The organism is Nitrospina watsonii (assembly GCF_946900835.1).
Taxonomy (GTDB): Bacteria; Nitrospinota; Nitrospinia; order Nitrospinales; family Nitrospinaceae; genus Nitrospina; species Nitrospina watsonii.
The window spans coordinates 194,989-212,403 of sequence record NZ_OX336137.1; the positions used below are offsets into that span (position 1 = coordinate 194,989).

Genomic DNA, 17,415 nt, shown 5'->3' on the forward strand with positions numbered 1-17,415 from the left:
TCAACGGACGCACACCAACCTGAGGGGGCAGAGGATGCCGGACACGGATAGAAAAACAGACCACCCTTCGCTGAGCGTCATCATGCCGGCGTTGAACGAAGAGGGGCGCATTGCGCTGGCCCTGCAGAATACGCTGGACGCGCTGGATCACTTCGGCTTTGCCGGTGAGATCGTCGCCGTCAACGACGGCAGCCGTGACCGCACGCCACAGATCATCGAGGAATTCATGGCCCGCGACTCGCGGGTGCGGGTGATCCACCACGACCGGCCGCAGGGCATCGGCGCTTCCTTCTGGGAAGGCGTGGACGACGCGGCGCACGAGATCGTCATCATGCTTCCCGGCGACAACGAAAACGATCCCTGGGAAAGCCTGCAATACATCGGTCTTTTGGAGCACGTGGACATCGTCATCCCCTTCGTTTACAACCGCAGCGTGCGCAGCCTGTTTCGCAACCTGCTGTCCCTCGTCTATCGCCGCGTCATCAACTCCACCTTCATGGTCAATTTCAATTACACCAACGGCACCGTGCTGTACCGGAAGTGCATCCTCAAGGAACTGCCTTACCGCAGCGCCAACTTTTTCTTCCAGACCGACATCCTGATCCGCTCCGTAAAAAAAGGGTACCTGTTCGCGGAAGTGCCGTACCGGCTGGGCCTGCGCAGCGAAGGCAAATCGAAAGCGGTGTCGTACCCGTCGCTGGTGCGGGTGGCGCGCGGGTATCTGCGGCTGGTGCGCGATTTTTATTTCAGCAAGAAGAGCAAGGTGGCGCAGGACGAATTTGTCGCGGGCAGTTCCACCTCGCGCCGCTACGCCACCGAAAACATGCTGTACAAAGTTAAAAAATAAATCCGGCGGGACCGGGCGCCGGTTGTACCGGGGTGCCGGTTACACCGTCCGACGAGGCCGGACGCGCCTGTCCTTCCAACCCTGTTTCCAAGTCGTGTGCCATGCAAGTTCTCATCTGGGGTCTGACGCTTCTGGTGCTGGCCCTGGCCATCCATCTCATCGTCTGGAAAATCCGTTTGCCGCGCCGCCAGACCAAGGTGCTGTTGCAGATTTTTTTCGGCACCTTGATCGCCGGATCGGCAGGGTTGTGGACGCACCCGGAGCTTTCCCTGTTCGGCGTCGCCGCGCCGGAGGGGTGGACGCAGTACGCGCGCATTGCCCTGTTGTTCATCGCGTTCACGCTGGCCTACATGATCACGTATTCGGGACTGGAAGCGGACAGTCCGTCGCTGGTGATGGTGCAGACCATCGCCCAGGCGGGCGACGCGGGGTTGCCGCGGCAAACGTTTTTTGAGCGCATGAATGACGATGTGCTGGTCAAGCCGCGCCTGCGCGACCTGTTGACCGACAAGATGGCGACGCTGCAAGACGGCCGTTACCACCTCACCCCGAAAGGCCGGACCATGGCCCGCCTGTTCGTTGTGTACCGCGCTGTGCTCAAAGCCGGCAAGGGGGGCTAGCGATGGAGACGCTGCGCGATTTGGCCCACACCTTCAGCCCGGTGATCGGCCTGGCCATCAATGTGCTGATCCAGATTGCGGTGGCGCGCTGGACGCGCACGGGCCTGTTGAAATCCGTGTACCTAGGCTTCGCCGCCGGACTGGGCGCGGTGGTGGCGGGGGAAGGGATCGTCGCCGCCGGATCGGACGTGGCCCTGCGCGAGGCCCTGGCCCTGCTTGCTGTCAACATTGCCGCCTACGGCATGCTGGGCTACTGCTATTTTCACTTCATCAATCTGGGAGAGACCGCCCGGCGCATCCGTCTGTTGCGGGAACTGCACGAGGCGGGCGGGGGGCTCGATTTGGAGTCCCTGCTCAGCCGTTACAACGCCTCGCAAATGGTTGAAATTCGCTTGCAAAGATTGCTCGGCACCGGCCAGATCGTGGAGCGCGACGGGCGGTATTTCATCGGTAAGCCGCTGATGCTATGGATTTCGCAAGCAATTGTATTGACAAAACGAATTATATTGGGAAAGACCAGTGAATTCGATTGAAACGATTAGAACTTCCGTTATCATAAAGAGACACGCCAGAGGGGCAGAGGGGTCGTTCACCGATCATAGCATTCGTGTAAGTTCGAGTCCCAACCAGGAAAGGTTTCGAACCCATGTTGTTCATCAATCCAGCTTACGAAAAGTTCGGCGGCATGTTGTCGCGCTACATCCCGGTCGGCATTCCGGTGTCGCTGGGCGTCATTTCCGCGTACTTGCGCAAGTATGGCGTGAAGAACATCCGCGTGGTGGATGAAGAAATCGAAACCATCACCCAAGACAACTTTCGCAAGTTCGTGGAAGGTTTGGAGCAGCCGCTGATCATCGGCATCACGGTGCTGACGTCGCAGGCGGGCCGCGCTTACAACATCGGTCGCATGTATAAGGAAGCCTATCCGGACTGCACCGTGATCATGGGCGGCGTGCATGTCACCGCCTTGCCGGAAGAAGCGTTGCGGAATGGATCGGCGGACATCGTGGTGCGCGGCGAAGGTGAGGAAACCATGCGCCAGTTGTACCACTCCCTGCGCGAGGGCGGCGACGCCTGGCAGAAGATCCGCGGCATCACCTTTCTCGATGAGGAGGATGAGCTGGTTTCCAACCCGGACAACGACCTGATCGACAACCTCGACGACGTGCCGATTTTCCCCTACGAATTGTTCGAACACCCCAAATACGACATGGGATTTTTGACCGGCGCGCGCGGCTGCCCCTACAAATGCAGCTATTGCAGCCAGCGCATCCTGACCGGCCTGACCTACCGCTGGCATTCGATGGAACGCATCATCGAAAACGTCAAGATTCTGGTCAACAAATACAAAATTGAAAACATCACCTTTTACGACGATATCTTCAGCGTCAACAAGCGCCGCGTGATCGAGTTGTGCGACGGCATCGTCGAAGCCGGACTGCATGAGAAGTGCGCCTTTGCGGTGCAGACCCGCGCCGACAACATCCACGAAGACATTCTGCCGGCCATGAAGCGCGCCAACTTCAAGACCATTGGCATGGGCATGGAGACCGGCGTCGAGCGCATTGCCAAGGAAGCCAACAAGGACCAGACCGTGGAGCAGCACCTCGATGCGGTGGCGCTCTGCAAAAAATACGGATTCAAGGTATCGCTGTTCATGATTTACGGTTTCCCCGGCGAGAGCAAGGCCGACCGCGACGAGTCGTGGCGGGTGGTCAATGGCGCCAACGTCGGTTTTGTCAAGTTCAACAACCTGATTCCGTATCCCGGCACGCCGATTTATGATGAGGCGCAGCGGGAAGGCCGCCTGCACATCATGGAAGGCTGGCGCAACTTCAACAGCACCCTGTCCATCACGCGCAGTATTTTCGACACGATTCCCCTGGCCTATGTGCCGAAGGGCGTGACCGAATTCGAGTTGAAGCGCGACATCATCCGTCGCAACCTGCAGTATTACTTCCAGTGGAAGATCGTCAAGTCGATCCTGACCCGCGACAAAGGCGTAGGCTGGATCGCCCTGCCGCCGAACTGGTTCCTCAAGCCGCGCGAAGTGGCGGCGTTGACCGGCATGGCCCTCATCCTGGGTTCCAATCTGTTGTTCTCGCTGCTGCCGCCGTTTGTCGGCAACGCGGTGTTTGCGTTGCTCAAGCGCGGACGTTCGGAAGCGGCGCCGAAAGACATCAAGATGAAGGATCGCAAGTTCCGCCGCTCCCGCCTGCCCAAGGGAGCGGAGGCGGAGGCGCCGGAGCCGGCAGCGATGGTCGAAGGCGCGGAAGGCGACGATAAGGCCCGGTCGCAAAAAGGCCGCGCCGAGTGGCTGGGGTGGTCCTCGCCGAGTTGATCCGGCAACGCCCTCTCTCTACCGGACCCACCTCTCTTATTCTGGAAATTTCCTGTAAGGCGAAAAGTGCGCTCAGATCCCGCCGGGTGGTGCGCCCGGGTTAACGGACCAAGCCGTTCTTGAGCGCGTAGTGGATGAGCTCGGCGTTGTTCTTCATCCCCATTTTTTCCAGGATGTTGGAACGGTGGGTGCTGATGGTGGTGATGCTGAGGGACAGTTCGTCGGCGATTTCCTTGGTTTTCTTGCCGGAAGCGATCATGCAGAACACCTGGAACTCGCGTTCGGAGAGAACGGCGTGCCGGGGCTGACCGTCTTTCTTGTCCAGTTCCTGAATCAGTTTTTCCCCCAGCGACGGGCTGATGAACTTGCCGCCACCGGATACGGTGCGGATGGCCTGCACCAGTTGTTCCGGTGCGCTGGATTTGGTGAGGTAGCCGGAGGCCCCCGCCTTGATCAACCGCACGCCGTAATGATCTTCCGGAAAAATGCTGAGGATGATGACACCCAGGTGCGGATGGCTGTACTTCATCTGTGACATCACCTCCCACCCGCTTTTTTCCGGCATTTCGATGTCCATCAACATGACATCGATATCCAGCCCCTTGATCTTTTCCAGTACTTCGTTGCCGTGTGAGGCTTCGCCGACCACTTCCATGTCCGCATTCTGAACGATGATGTGTTTGATGCCCTGGCGGACGACCGCGTGGTCATCGACCACGAAAACTCTGATTTTGTTATGGGATGTTTTCATATTGTTTGACCGGGATGATGGCGCGGACGGTGGTGCCGGATAAGGGATTGCCTTCAATGGTGGTGTCGCCGTTCAGGGCGCGGGCGCGCTCCTGAATCCCAAGCAGCCCCAATGACTGAGAGTTGTACAACTGATGTTTCTGGATCCCGCGTCCGTCATCGCAGATCTCCAAAATCACCTCGTTTTCTTTTTCTTCGACTTGAATGGTGACGTTGCTGGCGCCGGAATGACGGGCGACGTTGGTCATGGCTTCCTGATAAATGCGGAACAGGGTTGTGGACAGGTTGCGTTCCAGAATGATTTTTTCCGGTGTGAAGGTGATGTGGCAGCGCATGCCCGTCCGTTTTTCAAATTCCGATGTCTCCCAGCGGATGGCTTCCGAGAGGCCGAGCACGTCGAGAATCTGCGGACGCAGTTCGGTGGCGATGCGCTGTACGGAGTGAATGGTGTCGTCGATCAACTGGCTCATCGACCGCGTGCGTTGCGGCACTTCCTGTGAACCGTTGTTGACGTCGTTGACCAGGCAGGCGAGTTCCATCTTGAGCGCCGTCAGCGTTTGCCCCAACTCGTCGTGGACCTCGCGCGCGATGCGGGTTTTTTCCTCCTCGCGGATCGACTGCAACTGGTTGGTCAGGCGCCTGAGCTGGTTGCCGTATTCGGTGAGCTTGATCTCCGCCTGCTTGCGTTCTTCGACTTCTTTTTCGAGATTGACGTTGGCTTCGTGCAGAGCGTGGATCCATTTGTCACGAAAGCGTTCAAAGCGGAAGACGACGAAGGCCATGGACATCGACAACAGAAACGTGACGCCCATGAGCGTGATCTGCGTGACCTTGAAGTACTGCAGGTCGGTGGCCATCAATTCCTGCAGGCGGTGCTTGATGCGGTCCGCCTTGCGGTTGAAACTCAGGTACACCTCATCGTAATACTTGTCCATGGGCGACCCGGCACCCGATGTGGCCCGGTTGGACAGGCGCGTGTGCGCGATTTTGCGGAACTCGGCGATGTTGTTGCGCACCTCGCGGATGACCTCGCGGATCTCGGGATCGTTGAGCGGCATGATGATGCCTTCCACGTTCTGCCCGCCTTCCAGCATGGCGTTGGCGTACCAGTCCGCCTGATCGAGAAACTCCCAGACCCCATCCATGTCCTTGGTCTGGTCCCCGCCCAGAATTTCTTCCACCCACATGTGGGCGGCGACAACCTTCAGTTTGACTTCCGTGTCGGCATTGATGAGCGGCGCGTACACCGTATTCATCTCCAGACCCTTCCAGAAACTGAAACCCATCATGGCGATCATGGCAAACCCCAGAAAAATATTGGTGATGGGAATCCACCAATGTGAGGTCTCCAGGTTGATGTTGTAATTGCCCAGTTTCATGGTTTGGGGTCCAGAGGCCGCTGGTCCCGCCGGCAGGCGGGGGAACGACCGAATCAGAAACAGCCGAATAGGTTCGAGTGCGTTCGCAGAGCCTCCCATGGAGGCGTTGCGAAGGATTTTCCGGAGCAGGGGAAGGCAACGCCTTCCTCCTGTCGCCGACTGAGATTGCGTCAACTCTATAATTTTTATGGCTTTATGGTAGCAGACAACACTTCGGTCGCGTTAAAAAAATCAAACGTCGCCTTAAAATATTGATTTTAGGTTGGTTTTGAAATGAGCGGTTCCCCTCTGGACGGGTTTCCTCCGTTGCCAAGGGGTTGGCAGGCGGTGAGATTCCAGCCACTCCTCCAAATACCTAAAAATAAGCGCATTCCGGGAGCCGTTCCATCCTGAATTCGGTTAATTATCGATCGAAGTATTTCGAGTCGCGCAGGCAGACCTTCGGCTGTTCATCCCGACAGGATTCGACCCGCAAACCCCCATGGGGGCGAAGCGGGGACCGCGCTTTACAGGGCGGGCTCTGCCTTCCCGGGCGCATCTGCAACGGATTCGGATCGGGGCTGGATTTTTTATGGATGCAGCAGGAAGGCGGGCGATCCGGATGGGGCGGCCTGGGTTCTGAGTTATTTTTAGACGCCTATTTTGGCTTTATTATTGCGCTGGCGGGAAAGCCTGTGACTCTGTTTTGAGCGGAACAAAAATAAAAATAATTTTGTTGCAACCCGTGCGCCTGAAACCGTTTAGCGTTGCCTGTCCGCCCGCGCCGGGTTGAAATGTTTGCCGCAACCTCCTATAATTAAACTTCATTTCACGCACGTTCCTGTCTCGCACACTCATCAACGACAGATTTGTGGGTCGATTCAACCACGTCACCATATCGCGCCTGTGTGTGAGCCATTCATTCATCTGGGAGAAAAATATGGGTAGCACGACCAAAGACAATACCACCAACGCGGTGGACAAGGCGGAGGAGTACTACGACAGTTCCAATGCCGACCAGTTTTATTTCCGCATCTGGGGCGGCGAGCACATTCATATTGGACTGTACAATTATGAGGAAGAACCGATCGGAATCGCCGGCAAGCGCATTGTGGACCACATGTCGGACATTCTGGATCTCACCATATTCAAAAAAGTTTTGGATCTGGGCGCAGGGTATGGCGGCGGTGCGCGCTATCTCGCCACGCACAACGGCTGTCATGTGACCTGCCTCAATCTCAGCGAAACGCAGAACAACCGCAACCGCGAATTCAACAAGGAACGCAAGCTCGATCACCTGGTCGATGTCGCTCACGGCAGCTTCGAAGACATTCCGTTCGAAGCCAACTCGTTCGACGTGGTGTGGTCGCAGGACTCGTTCCTGCACAGCGCCGATCGCGCCCGCGTGGTGGCCGAGGCCTACCGGGTGTTGAAGCCCGGCGGCATGTTCATTTTCACCGACATCATGAAGGCCGACGATTGCCCCGACGATTCTCTGGGGCCGATCCTTGCGCGCATTCATCTGTCCACGCTGGGCTCGTTCAAATTTTACTATGACGAGGCGAGCAAGGCCGGATTCCGTTTGAAACGGATGGAAGACCACTCCCATCAGCTGACCCGGCATTACAGCCGTGTGCGCGACGAGACTCAGCGGCAGTACGACGAGGTGGTGGAAATCTGCGGCAAGGAATACATCGACCGCATGCTGACCGGACTCGGCCACTGGGTGGACGCCGGCAACAGTGGACGCCTGGCCTGGGGCATCACCTGTTTCGAAAAACCTGCGGCTTCGTGAGCGTGTGGTTTCATCCGAATGCCTCTCTTCCCAATTCCATCGCCCCGGACACTCCGCAACGCAAAGCCGGTTTCCCCGCGCCGGTGTCCGTGGGCGGGCTGTGAGGTGCGGTCATGAAGCATGAAATCCCAACCCGGCCGCTGTGGTTTTTCACGCGCACCAACCCGCCCGTGTTCATCAGCGCCGCGGCGCTGATGTTTCTGTTCATTCTCTACGGCACCCTGTTCACCGAAGCCGCGCAGGACGTTTTCGCGGCGGTGCAGACGTTCATCACCGCGCGCTTCAGTTGGGTGTTCACCATCACCACCTGCCTGCTGTTGTTCTTCGCGTTTTTCCTGCTGTTCAGTCCGTATGGGAAAATCCGGTTGGGTAAGGATGAAGACCGGCCCGAGTTCAGCTTTGCCACGTGGTTCGCCATGCTGTTCAGCGCGGGCATGGGCATCGGCCTCATTTACTGGAGCGTCGCCGAACCCATCAGCCATTACAAGAGTCCGCCGATCAGCGTGCCGCAAACGGAGACTGCCGCCGAGCAGGCCATGCAGTTGACCTTCTTCCACTGGGGACTGCACGCGTGGGCGATCTATTGCGTGGTGGGCATGGCGCTCGCCTACTTCGCGTTCCGCAAGGGACTGCCGCTCACCATCCGTTCCGCATTTTATCCGCTGCTCGGTGACCGGATTTACGGACCCTTCGGCCACGTGATCGACATCTTCTCCGTGGTCAGCACCATGTTCGGCGTGGCAACGTCACTCGGATTGGGAGCGATGCAGGTGAACTCCGGCCTGCACTTCATTGCAGGGGTGCCGCAGTCGGTGTGGGTGCAGGTGGGGCTGATCGCGTTCATCACCCTGATCGCCACGTTCTCCGTGATGCTCGGCCTGCACAAGGGCATCAGCCGCCTCAGCCATTTCAACCTGTGGGTGGCGGGAACGTTCCTCGTGTTCGTGCTGATCGCCGGACCGACGCTTTACATCTTCACCACCTTCGGCACCACGCTTGCCAACTACGCGCAGAATTTCCTGGTGCTGAGTGTCGCCAGCGAGACCCTGTTCGGCGTCGAATGGCGTTCGAATTGGACGACGTTTTACTGGGCGTGGTGGATCGCCTGGTCGCCGTTCGTCGGCATGTTCATCGCCCGCGTGTCGCGCGGCCGCACCATCCGCGAGTTCATTTTGGGCAGCCTGCTGGCTCCGTGCCTGGCGACGTTCGCGTGGCTCAGCGTGTTCGGCGGCACCGCCATTCACCTCGACCTGATCGAAGGCGGCGCCATCGCCGAAGCCGTGGACAAGAACGTGAGCACCGCTCTGTTCGTGCTGTTGCAGTCGCTACCCCTGGAGGCGATCACCGCCACCATCGCCACCGTTGTCATCATCACTTTCTTCGTCACCTCGTCCGACTCCGGCAGTTTTGTGATCGACATGATCACCGCCGGCGGCGACCCCGACCCGCCGAAGCTGCAACGCCTGTTCTGGGCCGTCACTGAGGGCGTCATCGCCATCGTTTTGTTGCTCGCGGGCGGGTTGAACGCGTTGCAGACCGCGGCCATCACCACCGGCCTGCCGTTTGCGATTGTGCTCATCGGTCTCATTTATGGACTGCGCATCGCGCTTCTCAACGAACGCCGCCAGCAAAAGCGCGAACAGGCCGTGCGCGAACAGGAAGCGTGATCCAGGCACTCTCACTGTAAAGAAAACTTCAATTTCAATTCATTTGAATTCCTACATCCACTCAGCAGGAACGCCCCTTAATTTCATCTGCAAAAACGCTTGCAGTTTCAGGCCGGGACTATACAATTTATCAGAACTCGATATCTGAACCGGCACGCCTCCACCATTTCCCATTGTGACGAAAGGACCCATTCATGGCAGAACTGAAGACCCACAAGGACATCGACGACGAGGCCGCGCGCCACATCCTGCGCACCGCCAGCACCAAGGCCCGCGAGTTGGAGGCGAAGATGAACATCGCCGTCGTCGGCGCGGATGGACATCTGAAAGCCTTCTTCCGCATGGACGGCGCGTGGATGGGGAGCATCGACATCTCCATCAAAAAAGCCCGGACCGCGCGTTACTTCAATATGCCCACCGGTGAGATCGGCAACGTCAGCCAGCCCGGCGGGTCGCTTTACCAGATCGAACACAGCAACGATGGCCTCATCACCTTTCCCGGCGGTGTGCCGCTGAAAACGAAAGACGGGGAAGTCGTCGGCGCCATCGGCGTGTCCGGCGACGTGGTGGAGAAGGATCACGAAGTCGCCTCCGCCGGCGCGCAGTATCTGCTGGATTGAAGCACAAAGGAATCCTGCATGCCCCGCGGGTTGGACGCCCCGCAGGCACGCCGTGTTGAGAAAAGTATAAACATGGACAGACGCATTCAGAAGGGGGTGCGGTCGCTGTTCAGTGCTTTTAAGTAGAAGGTAAGAAGGGGGACATTTTATGGAATCGCATTGGGGCTTGCCGGAAGGCAATCCGTGGTCCACGCCGTTTGCGCACGCGTTGCTGCACCACCTCGATCTGTTTCCCGGCGCGAAGGTGCTGGACGTCGCTGCGGGCGGCGGCATTCCCGCATTTTACATCGCCGATCAAGTCGGGCCGCAGGGCCATGTGCTGGCGGTGGACGTGCATCAAAGCCAGGTGTTGCGCTCGCGCAGCATGCAGGGGTCGCGCCTGCCCTGGCTGCAATTCGAAGTGGGCGACATGCGCCAGCTGCCGCCCGACCTGCCGAAGTTCGACCGCATCACCGGCAACATCGCCTTCATGTTTTTTCGTCCAGACCGCCCCACCGCGCTCAAGAACCTCGTGCGGTTTTTGAAACCCGGCGGGCAGATCGTCCTCACCTGGCCCACCCAGGGCACCTTCGATTCGTTGTGGCAGAGAGTGCGGCGGGAGATGGAATCGCGCCAGCTCGCCGTGGAACTCGAACGGTTTCAGGAATACCTCGACGAGCGGCCGTCCACGGACGACGCGAAGGGCTGGCTGTGCGAGCTGGGGATGGAAAAGGTGGAGACGGCGGAGTGGCCGCTGGAGATCGAGACCGGACCGGGCAAGGAGTTCCTCGGTCACCCGTTACTGCGGAGCGGGTTCCTCGACGACGTGTACGAATGCTTCGACGATCCGGCAAAGGCCGAGGAGTTCATGCAAACCATCGCCGCCGACCTCAACAGCTTCCTCCCCCTCACCGCGCAACGGGGCGTCTTGTCCGCGTGGGCCCCGGACGAAAAACGGTAGTCAGGGCATTGCGGGGTATCCGCGCCCGTTCTAGCTCAGTTCCACGCGCGGGCCGGTTTCTTGGGTTTTGGATTTCGTCACGATCAACCAGTACGCCAGCCCCAGGCAGAGCACCAGCACGCCGTACATCATCACTTCCTGGGTGTTGGTGGTGGACAGCGACAGGATGAGGATTTTGCGGATGATCGCCGCGATGGCCAGCGCGATGAACGCCTGCAGTGCGAAACTCCCTCCCTGCAGGCGCTTGATCTCTTCATGAATCAACTCGATGGCCGCCCACAGGATGAGCAGACTGCCGAGAGTCGTCAGGATGCCCGCTTCGATGGTCGTCTGGCCGGAAGCCAGCAGATAGACATCGTACCCGAACAACCCGATCGCCGCAAACGCCACCATCACCAGCGCACCCGCCAGCACGTAATTGAAATAGGAGCTGATCTTCTTCAAAAATCCGAGCAGGGCCTTTTCCAGAGGCGACAGCGACAGGTAGCGGCCCAGCTCGCCCTCGCGGTAGGAGCTGGAAAGCACGTCCAGGTTGATGTCGAGAATCCGTTCCATCGCCACGCGGCGCGGTTCGCGGTCCGCATCGTCCGCGTAGAACCTTTGAATGCGCTCCGTGGTGAACAGCCGCACGTAGTTGAACGCCGCGTTCACATAATGCGTCGGCAGGCCCAGCTTGACGTGCACGGCGCCCGCCTTGTAGAGCTTCTGGAAGTAGGCCATGTCGTAGTTGCCGTCGAACAGCGCCATGTACCACTGGCGGACCTGACTGCGGTGGCGTTTGAGCGTCGCATCGTTTTTCAGGAACTCGTGCGCGCGGCCGAACTTCCAGACGTGCGCGTAAAACCCATCCAGAAACTCATCGACGCAGGGCTGCATTTCCGACTTCATGCCGGACAGCAGTTTTTCATCCGTTTCCGTGAAATCGTAATTGGACTTAAAAGCCGCCGGCGTGTCTTTGGTGAGATCCATGGAGGTTGCCTTGAGTGTTTTGAATTAGAGCCTGCGGTTTCTTTAATCCCCCTTTGGGGGGGCAAGGGGGTTTTTCCTTTGCGTTCCCGGCTCCTCCCGGAGCCAGTTTCAATATTCCATCTTAAAGCATCCCACCCAAATAGGGAAATGGTTGGGGGGGGTAGATCAATGGAAAAGAGGAAAGGCTGGACTCAGACGAACGACTAGCTTTTTCACTTTATTATTACTCCTCAATGAGGCTGAGATTTGTGCCAAAATCGGCCAAAATTTATTTTAAATTGAAAAATTCGGTAAGTTGAAATAGATTTGGCAGGTCATCAAATTATAATTAGAAGAGGCGATATAAATAAGCTGTTATCCCAAAACTTAATACTTTCCCATTAGGTCCACGGTTCTAGTTTTCGAGATAGTTTGTCAAGCGGACTTGGCTTGTTTTATTCCTACGCCATTCTCAAGCGGACGGTGGCTATTATGAAATAATTAGGAGCACTATAAATACTAGCCATTAAAAACTACAAAAACAAACAGTATAGCTGAGGGGGAAGGCTCTATGAGAATATTTAGGATTACACCTTTTTTGATGTTAATAACCCTTTTTTTATCAAGCTGTGGAGTCAAGATAGTTCCAAAATCAAACTATCATAATGAACCAAAACATATTTCAAAGAAGAATTATATAATTGATCAAAAAACGGCGGCTTTTGTTGGCCAAGAAATGATAAGGGTAAAAGATTATTGGGTAAAAGAAGTAAAAGAAAATTTTATGTTAGCAAATAATCCATTTTCGATTACTGGGGGGATTGTCAAAATTTCAGGAGATCCAAATACCAAGTATGGGATTCAAGGGGAAACAAATATTAATGGAAAAAGGCTGACGGTATTGAAAGTTCCAGGTTCTCCCGCGGGTGCGTACGGATTGTTAGTTGAGCGCAATGGATCTCCACATAACCAAGTAATAAATATCCTTAACAATAATGTCGTTATATTTTATACGTTTTCAATTTCCCCATCGAACTTGAAATTTTTACAACCCATTAAGCAAATTGTTGATGGAGAAAGAGGCTTCATAAATTATGAGCTTGTATTTGGAGGAACAGACGGTAAATCAATTACTATAACATATAGGGAGTACACTGCAAATGACATGGCAAGGCCTGCTTTTTATCAAAACTTAGTTTACGATATTAACCAAAAAACAATTCGTTTTAGAGACACAGTAATTAAAGTTGATTCTGTTAGCAATGAGGAAATAATTTATACAGTCATAGCAGATGGTTTTAGATAATGAATATAAATAACTGATATTGCCAAAGAATATGTGTGAAGTGATGGTATTGTCGCGGTAGTTGTTGAGCGCGCTCGGCATGGAAAGGGTGAAGGCGGCCGAATGGCTGCTGGAGATTGAGACGGAACTGGGCAGCGAGTTTTTGGAACATTCCTTATTGTGCGGTGGGTTCCTGAACGACGTGTTCGAATGTGTCGACGATCCGGCCAAGGCGGAATATTTCATGAACCATCGCTACCGGCCTGGAAAGTTTCGCACTCCTCACCGCACAGCGCGGGGTGCTGAGCGGATGGAAGGCTTGATCCCTTCCCTTGAATGGGCGACTCTTTGCCAAGGAGGCCTTGTGATAAAAGGTTCGCAGAACCAGAACATAGATTCTTCGCTTCGCTCAGAATGACACACTGGGCTGAAACTGTCATTCTGAGGAGTCGCAGGCGACGAAGAATCTCTGTGTTCACTTTTCCAAGGTTTGCGGCAAGCTCCTCTTTGCAAGGGGCGCTCACGGAGTGGCGGGCTGGGTGAGGGCCAGGGAAAACCTTATTCCGGAAGAGAATGCTCCACCGCCTGGCGGATGTATTTTTGATACGGGATACCCTGCCGCTTCGCTTCCTTGCGCACCGCTTCCAGCAGTTTTTCCGGGAAGCGGATGTTCACCTTTTGGGTTTTCGGCTGGAACTCGAAAGACACCTTCTGGAAGTTTTTGAGGTCCAGGTAATCCGTCACATCCTTTTCCAGAAACTCTTCCGCTTCCTTGTCGCTTTTAAGTTTCGGAACTTTCTTCTTCATATCTCTGCGCTTCCTTCTTGTGCATGTAACGGGCGCTGATTGGGCGGATCAACCGTTCTCCCGCCTTCTCGCGGAAGGCGAACACCACGAGCATCGGTTTGCCATTTGGCGACCGGCCCACGGCCAGGTAACGAGTTTCCTGCTGGGAAGGGTCCAAAGCTGGCGCAACGTACAGCGCCTCCTGCTTGAAGAACCCCTCGATTTCCAAAAGGTCCAGCCCGTGCTTGCGGCATTTGTTGCGGTTGCCCGTGTCCCAGTCGAACCCCAAAACCGTCAGATTCATGATGCTTTAAATGATGACATTTGTATGGACAAATGTCAATCAGATTGAAACCCGGGATTGGGAAGGGTGAGGGTGGTTTGTTGTTTGGTGATGTTTAGGGGGGAGGCGTGGCGGGCTCTTGAATGACGTGTACGAATGTTTTGAGGATCAGGTCAAGGCTAAAGGGATATTTAAAAGATGCAAGCGTTAGAAAATGATTCTAGATGAGTGAGGAATTTAGAAAATTTGGAGTACCTTTCCTCAATGTTTGTATCTGTGCGATTGTATGGGTCAAAAAAATACCCGTCACCGAGGACTGCACCCGGCGCTGTAATATCCTTAAATGGGTACTTTCCTGTGCCAAATATGCCGAGTTTTTTAAACCGGTCAACTCCAGATGAAAAAAGTTCTTGAATATACGCATCCTCTTTAAATGAAGCCACGGCTTCGTCAGTAATAAGTTTTAGTTCTTGCTCAACTGAGTTTTCCATTTCACTTATTGTGATCCCATGTTCATCAAATAATTTAGTAATTAATTCTTCAATATTATTTGAAGTTGCTTCTAATGGTTTTGTTTTAATCCTCAACAGATCAGTAAGAAAATAGAATAGTGCGGCTCTATCGTTATGCTCAAGAGCAATTTTCATTTTTGAGAGGGTAGGGTCATCAGGTTCATAAATTTTTTCTAATGAAAATTTACGAAAGGCATGGCTAGGGAAATTAAAACACAAGTGAGCTAAGGTTGCTGATATTTTATAAGCCTCTATGGAATCTGTTGTGCCAATCGAGTTGGCTAATTTATGAGCTGCAATGCTGTATTCAGTCAAGTCAGGGCTGTAAAGCCTTTTTAAAAATTTCTCCTGATTAAGAGGAATTTCCACTGATTTTTCGTCATCTGATAAAAAAGAATTTATTAAATCAATCTCAGCGAGTATTTCTTGGTTAGTAGAAGAAGCTTCAAAGAGAGAGCAAAGTGAAAAAGGTTGTCTTGCTATTAACTCATCATGTTTGTTTAAAAAACTTGTAAAGAATATTGGATATTCTGATAGTTCGCCCTCTTTGTTAAAAAGTTGGCCTGCAGTGCAAGTGTATTTCCAGGGTCTAGATGAATCAACGTCGAACTTTGTTGAATAGTACTCAGGAAATTTAATTTTGTTTATTTCATTAAAGAGTAAATTTTTTTTGTAAAATTCCTTTGTGTTCTCATTGGTGATTTTGTAAAAACAATAATAAACCTTATAAAGAAATTGAAACCCAAACAATGTAGAGGTGTAATCCACCCAGTGAGCTTGTTCGTGTGCAAGTAAAGGTAGAACTTTTTTAAAAACCGGGTATTTATTATTGGGGTGAGGGTTTGATAGGGCTTCAACGTCACATTTTTCTATAATATTTAATTCTATTGCTTGACTAAAAATATCATAAGACCCCTCTGAAATTGAATTCGGAAGTTTATTTGGTTGGCTAGAGGAAAATAATTGATGGCAAAATGCATCGTCCAATTTGATTAGTTTAAAGTCCATTTGATGTTTTTAATTCCGCCGGCTAATTCAAGTTACTAAATTTATGCGCAATAAGGTTTTAAAAATTAAAAGCCGGTGAGAGGACTCGAACCCCCGACCCACTGATTACAAATCAGTTGCTCTACCACCTGAGCTACACCGGCATGTTTGGCTGGATTTCAGGGAAGATCAGAAACTTCCGCCTGCACGTTCCCCGCCAAGTATATCCCAACCTGAGAAATTTTAAAGCCCTGTCCGCGACTTCCCTCCCCCGCGCACCCAAACCGGCCGGTTCCCACAGCCTCGATGGGTTTGTAATGATCCGCGTCAATGCGCCAATTCGGGGTTCATCCACAAGGCGACGCCGATGACGATCAGGGCGATTGCGATGGCGAAGAAGAATCCCGTGTGGATGAAGATGTGGAACCAGCGCGGTTCCTTGTATGTGAGGTAGCGGAAGAACTTTTTCTTTTGCGGCGGGCGCGGCGATCCGGTTTGCGATTGCGTGTTATGCGTGATGTCGGCCATGAAAACCTCCTTTGTGGGTTCGTTCCTCATCTTAATAAAATAGGAACTCTTCCCGAAGCATCGCCACTTTTTTTGAGGGAAAGTGAGCCTTCAAAAAGTAGAATGTCCAAGCCGAAGATCAACTGGGCCACAAAAAGACCTCAGTCCCAACAAGAAGAGGGAAGTCTTCTTTTTGGATTGGTGTTTTTTATTTTAATAGGAGTGCTTGGTTATTACATATTCAGCCCCAAAACCTACAAGAGCACAATTCCGGGGATGTCGGATGCTAGGTATAATCAATGCATTCAACTTGGTAAGGAGGTAATGGAAGCGCGGGATAAAGCCGAGGGAGGGGGATCAAGGTCAGCTAGGGAAAGTCAGAAAATCTGGCAGAGAAAATATGATCAATGGGCGAGACTTTGTAGCATGAAGACTTTGCATGATGAAGGGTATGACCTAAATGGTCTTCCAAGTTCTCCCCTTGATTGGGCTGATTTAGGAAAGTAGCAGTGCAATTAATTGCAATGAGATGGACCTGTGTAATGCAGGGTAATTTCTTCAGATCAGCATTCTAATGAGCCTATATAGAAAACGTCCTTTCCTGATTTAATAAAAAGTGTAACCGGTACTTATTATGTTGCGTTTAAGCTCTCACCCGAAGAAACCCTCAATTTAGCAAGGAAAAGCTTAAATCTCATCTACTCCAGAAGGGGATTGGGTCGAATTTCTGGGCCGTGAGTTGGGCGGTCTCAGTGAAGATGAATCCTGTTATGAAGACGGAAAGCTCAAGTACGAGCGGGTTGCCGAAACCCAATTATTTTGGCAAGGTATAAGGCGGGTTCAGGAAGGGGCCGATCAAGATACAATTACCCTGATGTGCGCCGAGAAGGAACCGCTGAATTGTCACCGAGCCATTCTGGTTTCCCGCCATCTGGAATCCCAAGGGCTCCAGGTCCAGCACATCCTTGAGGATGGGGGCACTGGATGATCATTCTGAGGCAATTGGCCGTTTGATCCGTCAACTCAAATTGCCCAAACCAGATATGTTCCTGTCGCAGGAGGACATCATCAGAGAGGCCTACCGGATTCAAGGAGACCGTGGAGCTTTTAAGAAGTAGCTTCTAGAAATCCGTATGTGGCGGGGATGGAATTGCAATCAATTGCAAACG

General features: G+C 53.6%; 19 protein-coding genes and 1 tRNA gene. 12 read left to right on the top strand and 8 right to left on the bottom strand.

Translation table 11 applies throughout. From position 1 onward, the window contains the following. Positions 1 to 34 precede the first annotated feature (34 nt). The 4 genes from QML71_RS00890 (at position 35) to QML71_RS00905 (ending at position 3,808) form a co-directional block, all read left to right on the top strand. Positions 35 to 847: a glycosyltransferase family 2 protein gene (locus QML71_RS00890; RefSeq protein ID WP_282010011.1), complete on the top strand. Its 813-nt coding sequence runs from the start codon at positions 35 to 37 to the stop codon at positions 845 to 847. Between the two features lie 101 nt (positions 848 to 948). Further along, complete coding sequence (locus QML71_RS00895) at positions 949 to 1,467, top strand: hypothetical protein (protein WP_282010012.1); 519 nt, start codon at positions 949 to 951, stop codon at positions 1,465 to 1,467. Between the two features lie 2 nt (positions 1,468 to 1,469). Next, on the top strand, positions 1,470 to 2,000 hold the full coding sequence (locus tag QML71_RS00900; RefSeq protein ID WP_282010013.1) for a hypothetical protein: 531 nt from the start codon (positions 1,470 to 1,472) through the stop codon (positions 1,998 to 2,000). A gap of 113 nt (positions 2,001 to 2,113) precedes the next feature. After that, entirely contained in the window at positions 2,114 to 3,808 is a 1,695-nt protein-coding gene (locus QML71_RS00905; RefSeq protein ID WP_282010014.1) for a B12-binding domain-containing radical SAM protein, read from the top strand. A gap of 100 nt (positions 3,809 to 3,908) precedes the next feature. Here the strand turns inward: QML71_RS00905 and QML71_RS00910 are convergent, their stop codons facing one another. Next, positions 3,909 to 4,559: a response regulator gene (locus tag QML71_RS00910; protein WP_282010015.1), complete on the bottom strand. Its 651-nt coding sequence runs from the start codon at positions 4,557 to 4,559 to the stop codon at positions 3,909 to 3,911. Continuing rightward, entirely contained in the window at positions 4,543 to 5,937 is a 1,395-nt protein-coding gene (locus tag QML71_RS00915; RefSeq protein ID WP_282010016.1) for a sensor histidine kinase, read from the bottom strand. The genes QML71_RS00910 and QML71_RS00915 overlap by 17 nt, the downstream gene beginning before the upstream one ends. A gap of 850 nt (positions 5,938 to 6,787) precedes the next feature. Between QML71_RS00915 and QML71_RS00920 the strand changes: the two genes are divergently transcribed. From QML71_RS00920 to QML71_RS00935, 4 genes are all read left to right on the top strand, one after another. Next, positions 6,788 to 7,711, top strand: coding sequence for an SAM-dependent methyltransferase (locus tag QML71_RS00920; protein WP_282010017.1), 924 nt, complete (start codon positions 6,788 to 6,790; stop codon positions 7,709 to 7,711). 113 nt (positions 7,712 to 7,824) lie between these two features. Continuing rightward, the gene (locus tag QML71_RS00925) at positions 7,825 to 9,378 is read left to right on the top strand and encodes a BCCT family transporter (protein ID WP_282010018.1); all 1,554 of its coding nucleotides are present in this window, start codon (positions 7,825 to 7,827) and stop codon (positions 9,376 to 9,378) included. Positions 9,379 to 9,572: 194 nt separating this feature from the next. After that, the gene (locus tag QML71_RS00930) at positions 9,573 to 9,998 is read left to right on the top strand and encodes a GlcG/HbpS family heme-binding protein (protein ID WP_282010019.1); all 426 of its coding nucleotides are present in this window, start codon (positions 9,573 to 9,575) and stop codon (positions 9,996 to 9,998) included. Positions 9,999 to 10,146: 148 nt separating this feature from the next. Then, positions 10,147 to 10,938 (top strand): class I SAM-dependent methyltransferase, encoded by a 792-nt coding sequence (locus QML71_RS00935; RefSeq protein WP_282010020.1) that lies wholly within the window; start codon positions 10,147 to 10,149, stop codon positions 10,936 to 10,938. A gap of 30 nt (positions 10,939 to 10,968) precedes the next feature. Here QML71_RS00935 and QML71_RS00940 read toward each other — a convergent pair whose 3' ends face one another. Further along, positions 10,969 to 11,907: a phosphate-starvation-inducible PsiE family protein gene (locus QML71_RS00940; protein WP_282010021.1), complete on the bottom strand. Its 939-nt coding sequence runs from the start codon at positions 11,905 to 11,907 to the stop codon at positions 10,969 to 10,971. Positions 11,908 to 12,457: 550 nt separating this feature from the next. Between QML71_RS00940 and QML71_RS00945 the strand changes: the two genes are divergently transcribed. Continuing rightward, positions 12,458 to 13,192 carry a hypothetical protein gene (locus QML71_RS00945; protein ID WP_282010022.1) on the top strand — a complete coding sequence of 245 codons (735 nt, stop codon included), beginning with the start codon at positions 12,458 to 12,460 and terminating at the stop codon, positions 13,190 to 13,192. Between the two features lie 64 nt (positions 13,193 to 13,256). Next, positions 13,257 to 13,589, top strand: coding sequence for a hypothetical protein (locus QML71_RS00950; protein WP_282010023.1), 333 nt, complete (start codon positions 13,257 to 13,259; stop codon positions 13,587 to 13,589). A gap of 140 nt (positions 13,590 to 13,729) precedes the next feature. Here the strand turns inward: QML71_RS00950 and QML71_RS00955 are convergent, their stop codons facing one another. The 5 genes from QML71_RS00955 to QML71_RS00975 all read right to left on the bottom strand — a co-directional run bounded on the left by QML71_RS00955 (position 13,730) and on the right by QML71_RS00975 (position 16,267). Then, complete coding sequence (locus QML71_RS00955) at positions 13,730 to 13,978, bottom strand: CopG family antitoxin (protein ID WP_282010024.1); 249 nt, start codon at positions 13,976 to 13,978, stop codon at positions 13,730 to 13,732. Further along, a complete protein-coding gene (locus tag QML71_RS00960) occupies positions 13,953 to 14,261 on the bottom strand; it encodes a BrnT family toxin (RefSeq protein WP_282010025.1) in 309 nt (102 codons plus the stop codon). Before QML71_RS00960 ends, QML71_RS00955 begins: the two co-directional genes overlap by 26 nt. A gap of 170 nt (positions 14,262 to 14,431) precedes the next feature. Further along, complete coding sequence (locus QML71_RS00965) at positions 14,432 to 15,760, bottom strand: hypothetical protein (protein ID WP_282010026.1); 1,329 nt, start codon at positions 15,758 to 15,760, stop codon at positions 14,432 to 14,434. Between the two features lie 70 nt (positions 15,761 to 15,830). Next, positions 15,831 to 15,903 (bottom strand) — tRNA-Thr (locus tag QML71_RS00970). Positions 15,904 to 16,066: 163 nt separating this feature from the next. Then, the gene (locus tag QML71_RS00975) at positions 16,067 to 16,267 is read right to left on the bottom strand and encodes a hypothetical protein (RefSeq protein WP_282010027.1); all 201 of its coding nucleotides are present in this window, start codon (positions 16,265 to 16,267) and stop codon (positions 16,067 to 16,069) included. On the opposite strand from QML71_RS00975, the gene QML71_RS00980 reads away from it, so the two are divergent. Further along, positions 16,250 to 16,753 (top strand): hypothetical protein, encoded by a 504-nt coding sequence (locus tag QML71_RS00980; RefSeq protein ID WP_282010028.1) that lies wholly within the window; start codon positions 16,250 to 16,252, stop codon positions 16,751 to 16,753. The genes QML71_RS00975 and QML71_RS00980 overlap by 18 nt on opposite strands. Positions 16,754 to 16,985: 232 nt before the next feature. Beyond that, on the top strand, positions 16,986 to 17,234 hold the full coding sequence (locus tag QML71_RS14115) for a DUF488 domain-containing protein (protein ID WP_371832114.1): 249 nt from the start codon (positions 16,986 to 16,988) through the stop codon (positions 17,232 to 17,234). Positions 17,235 to 17,415: the final 181 nt, after the last annotated feature.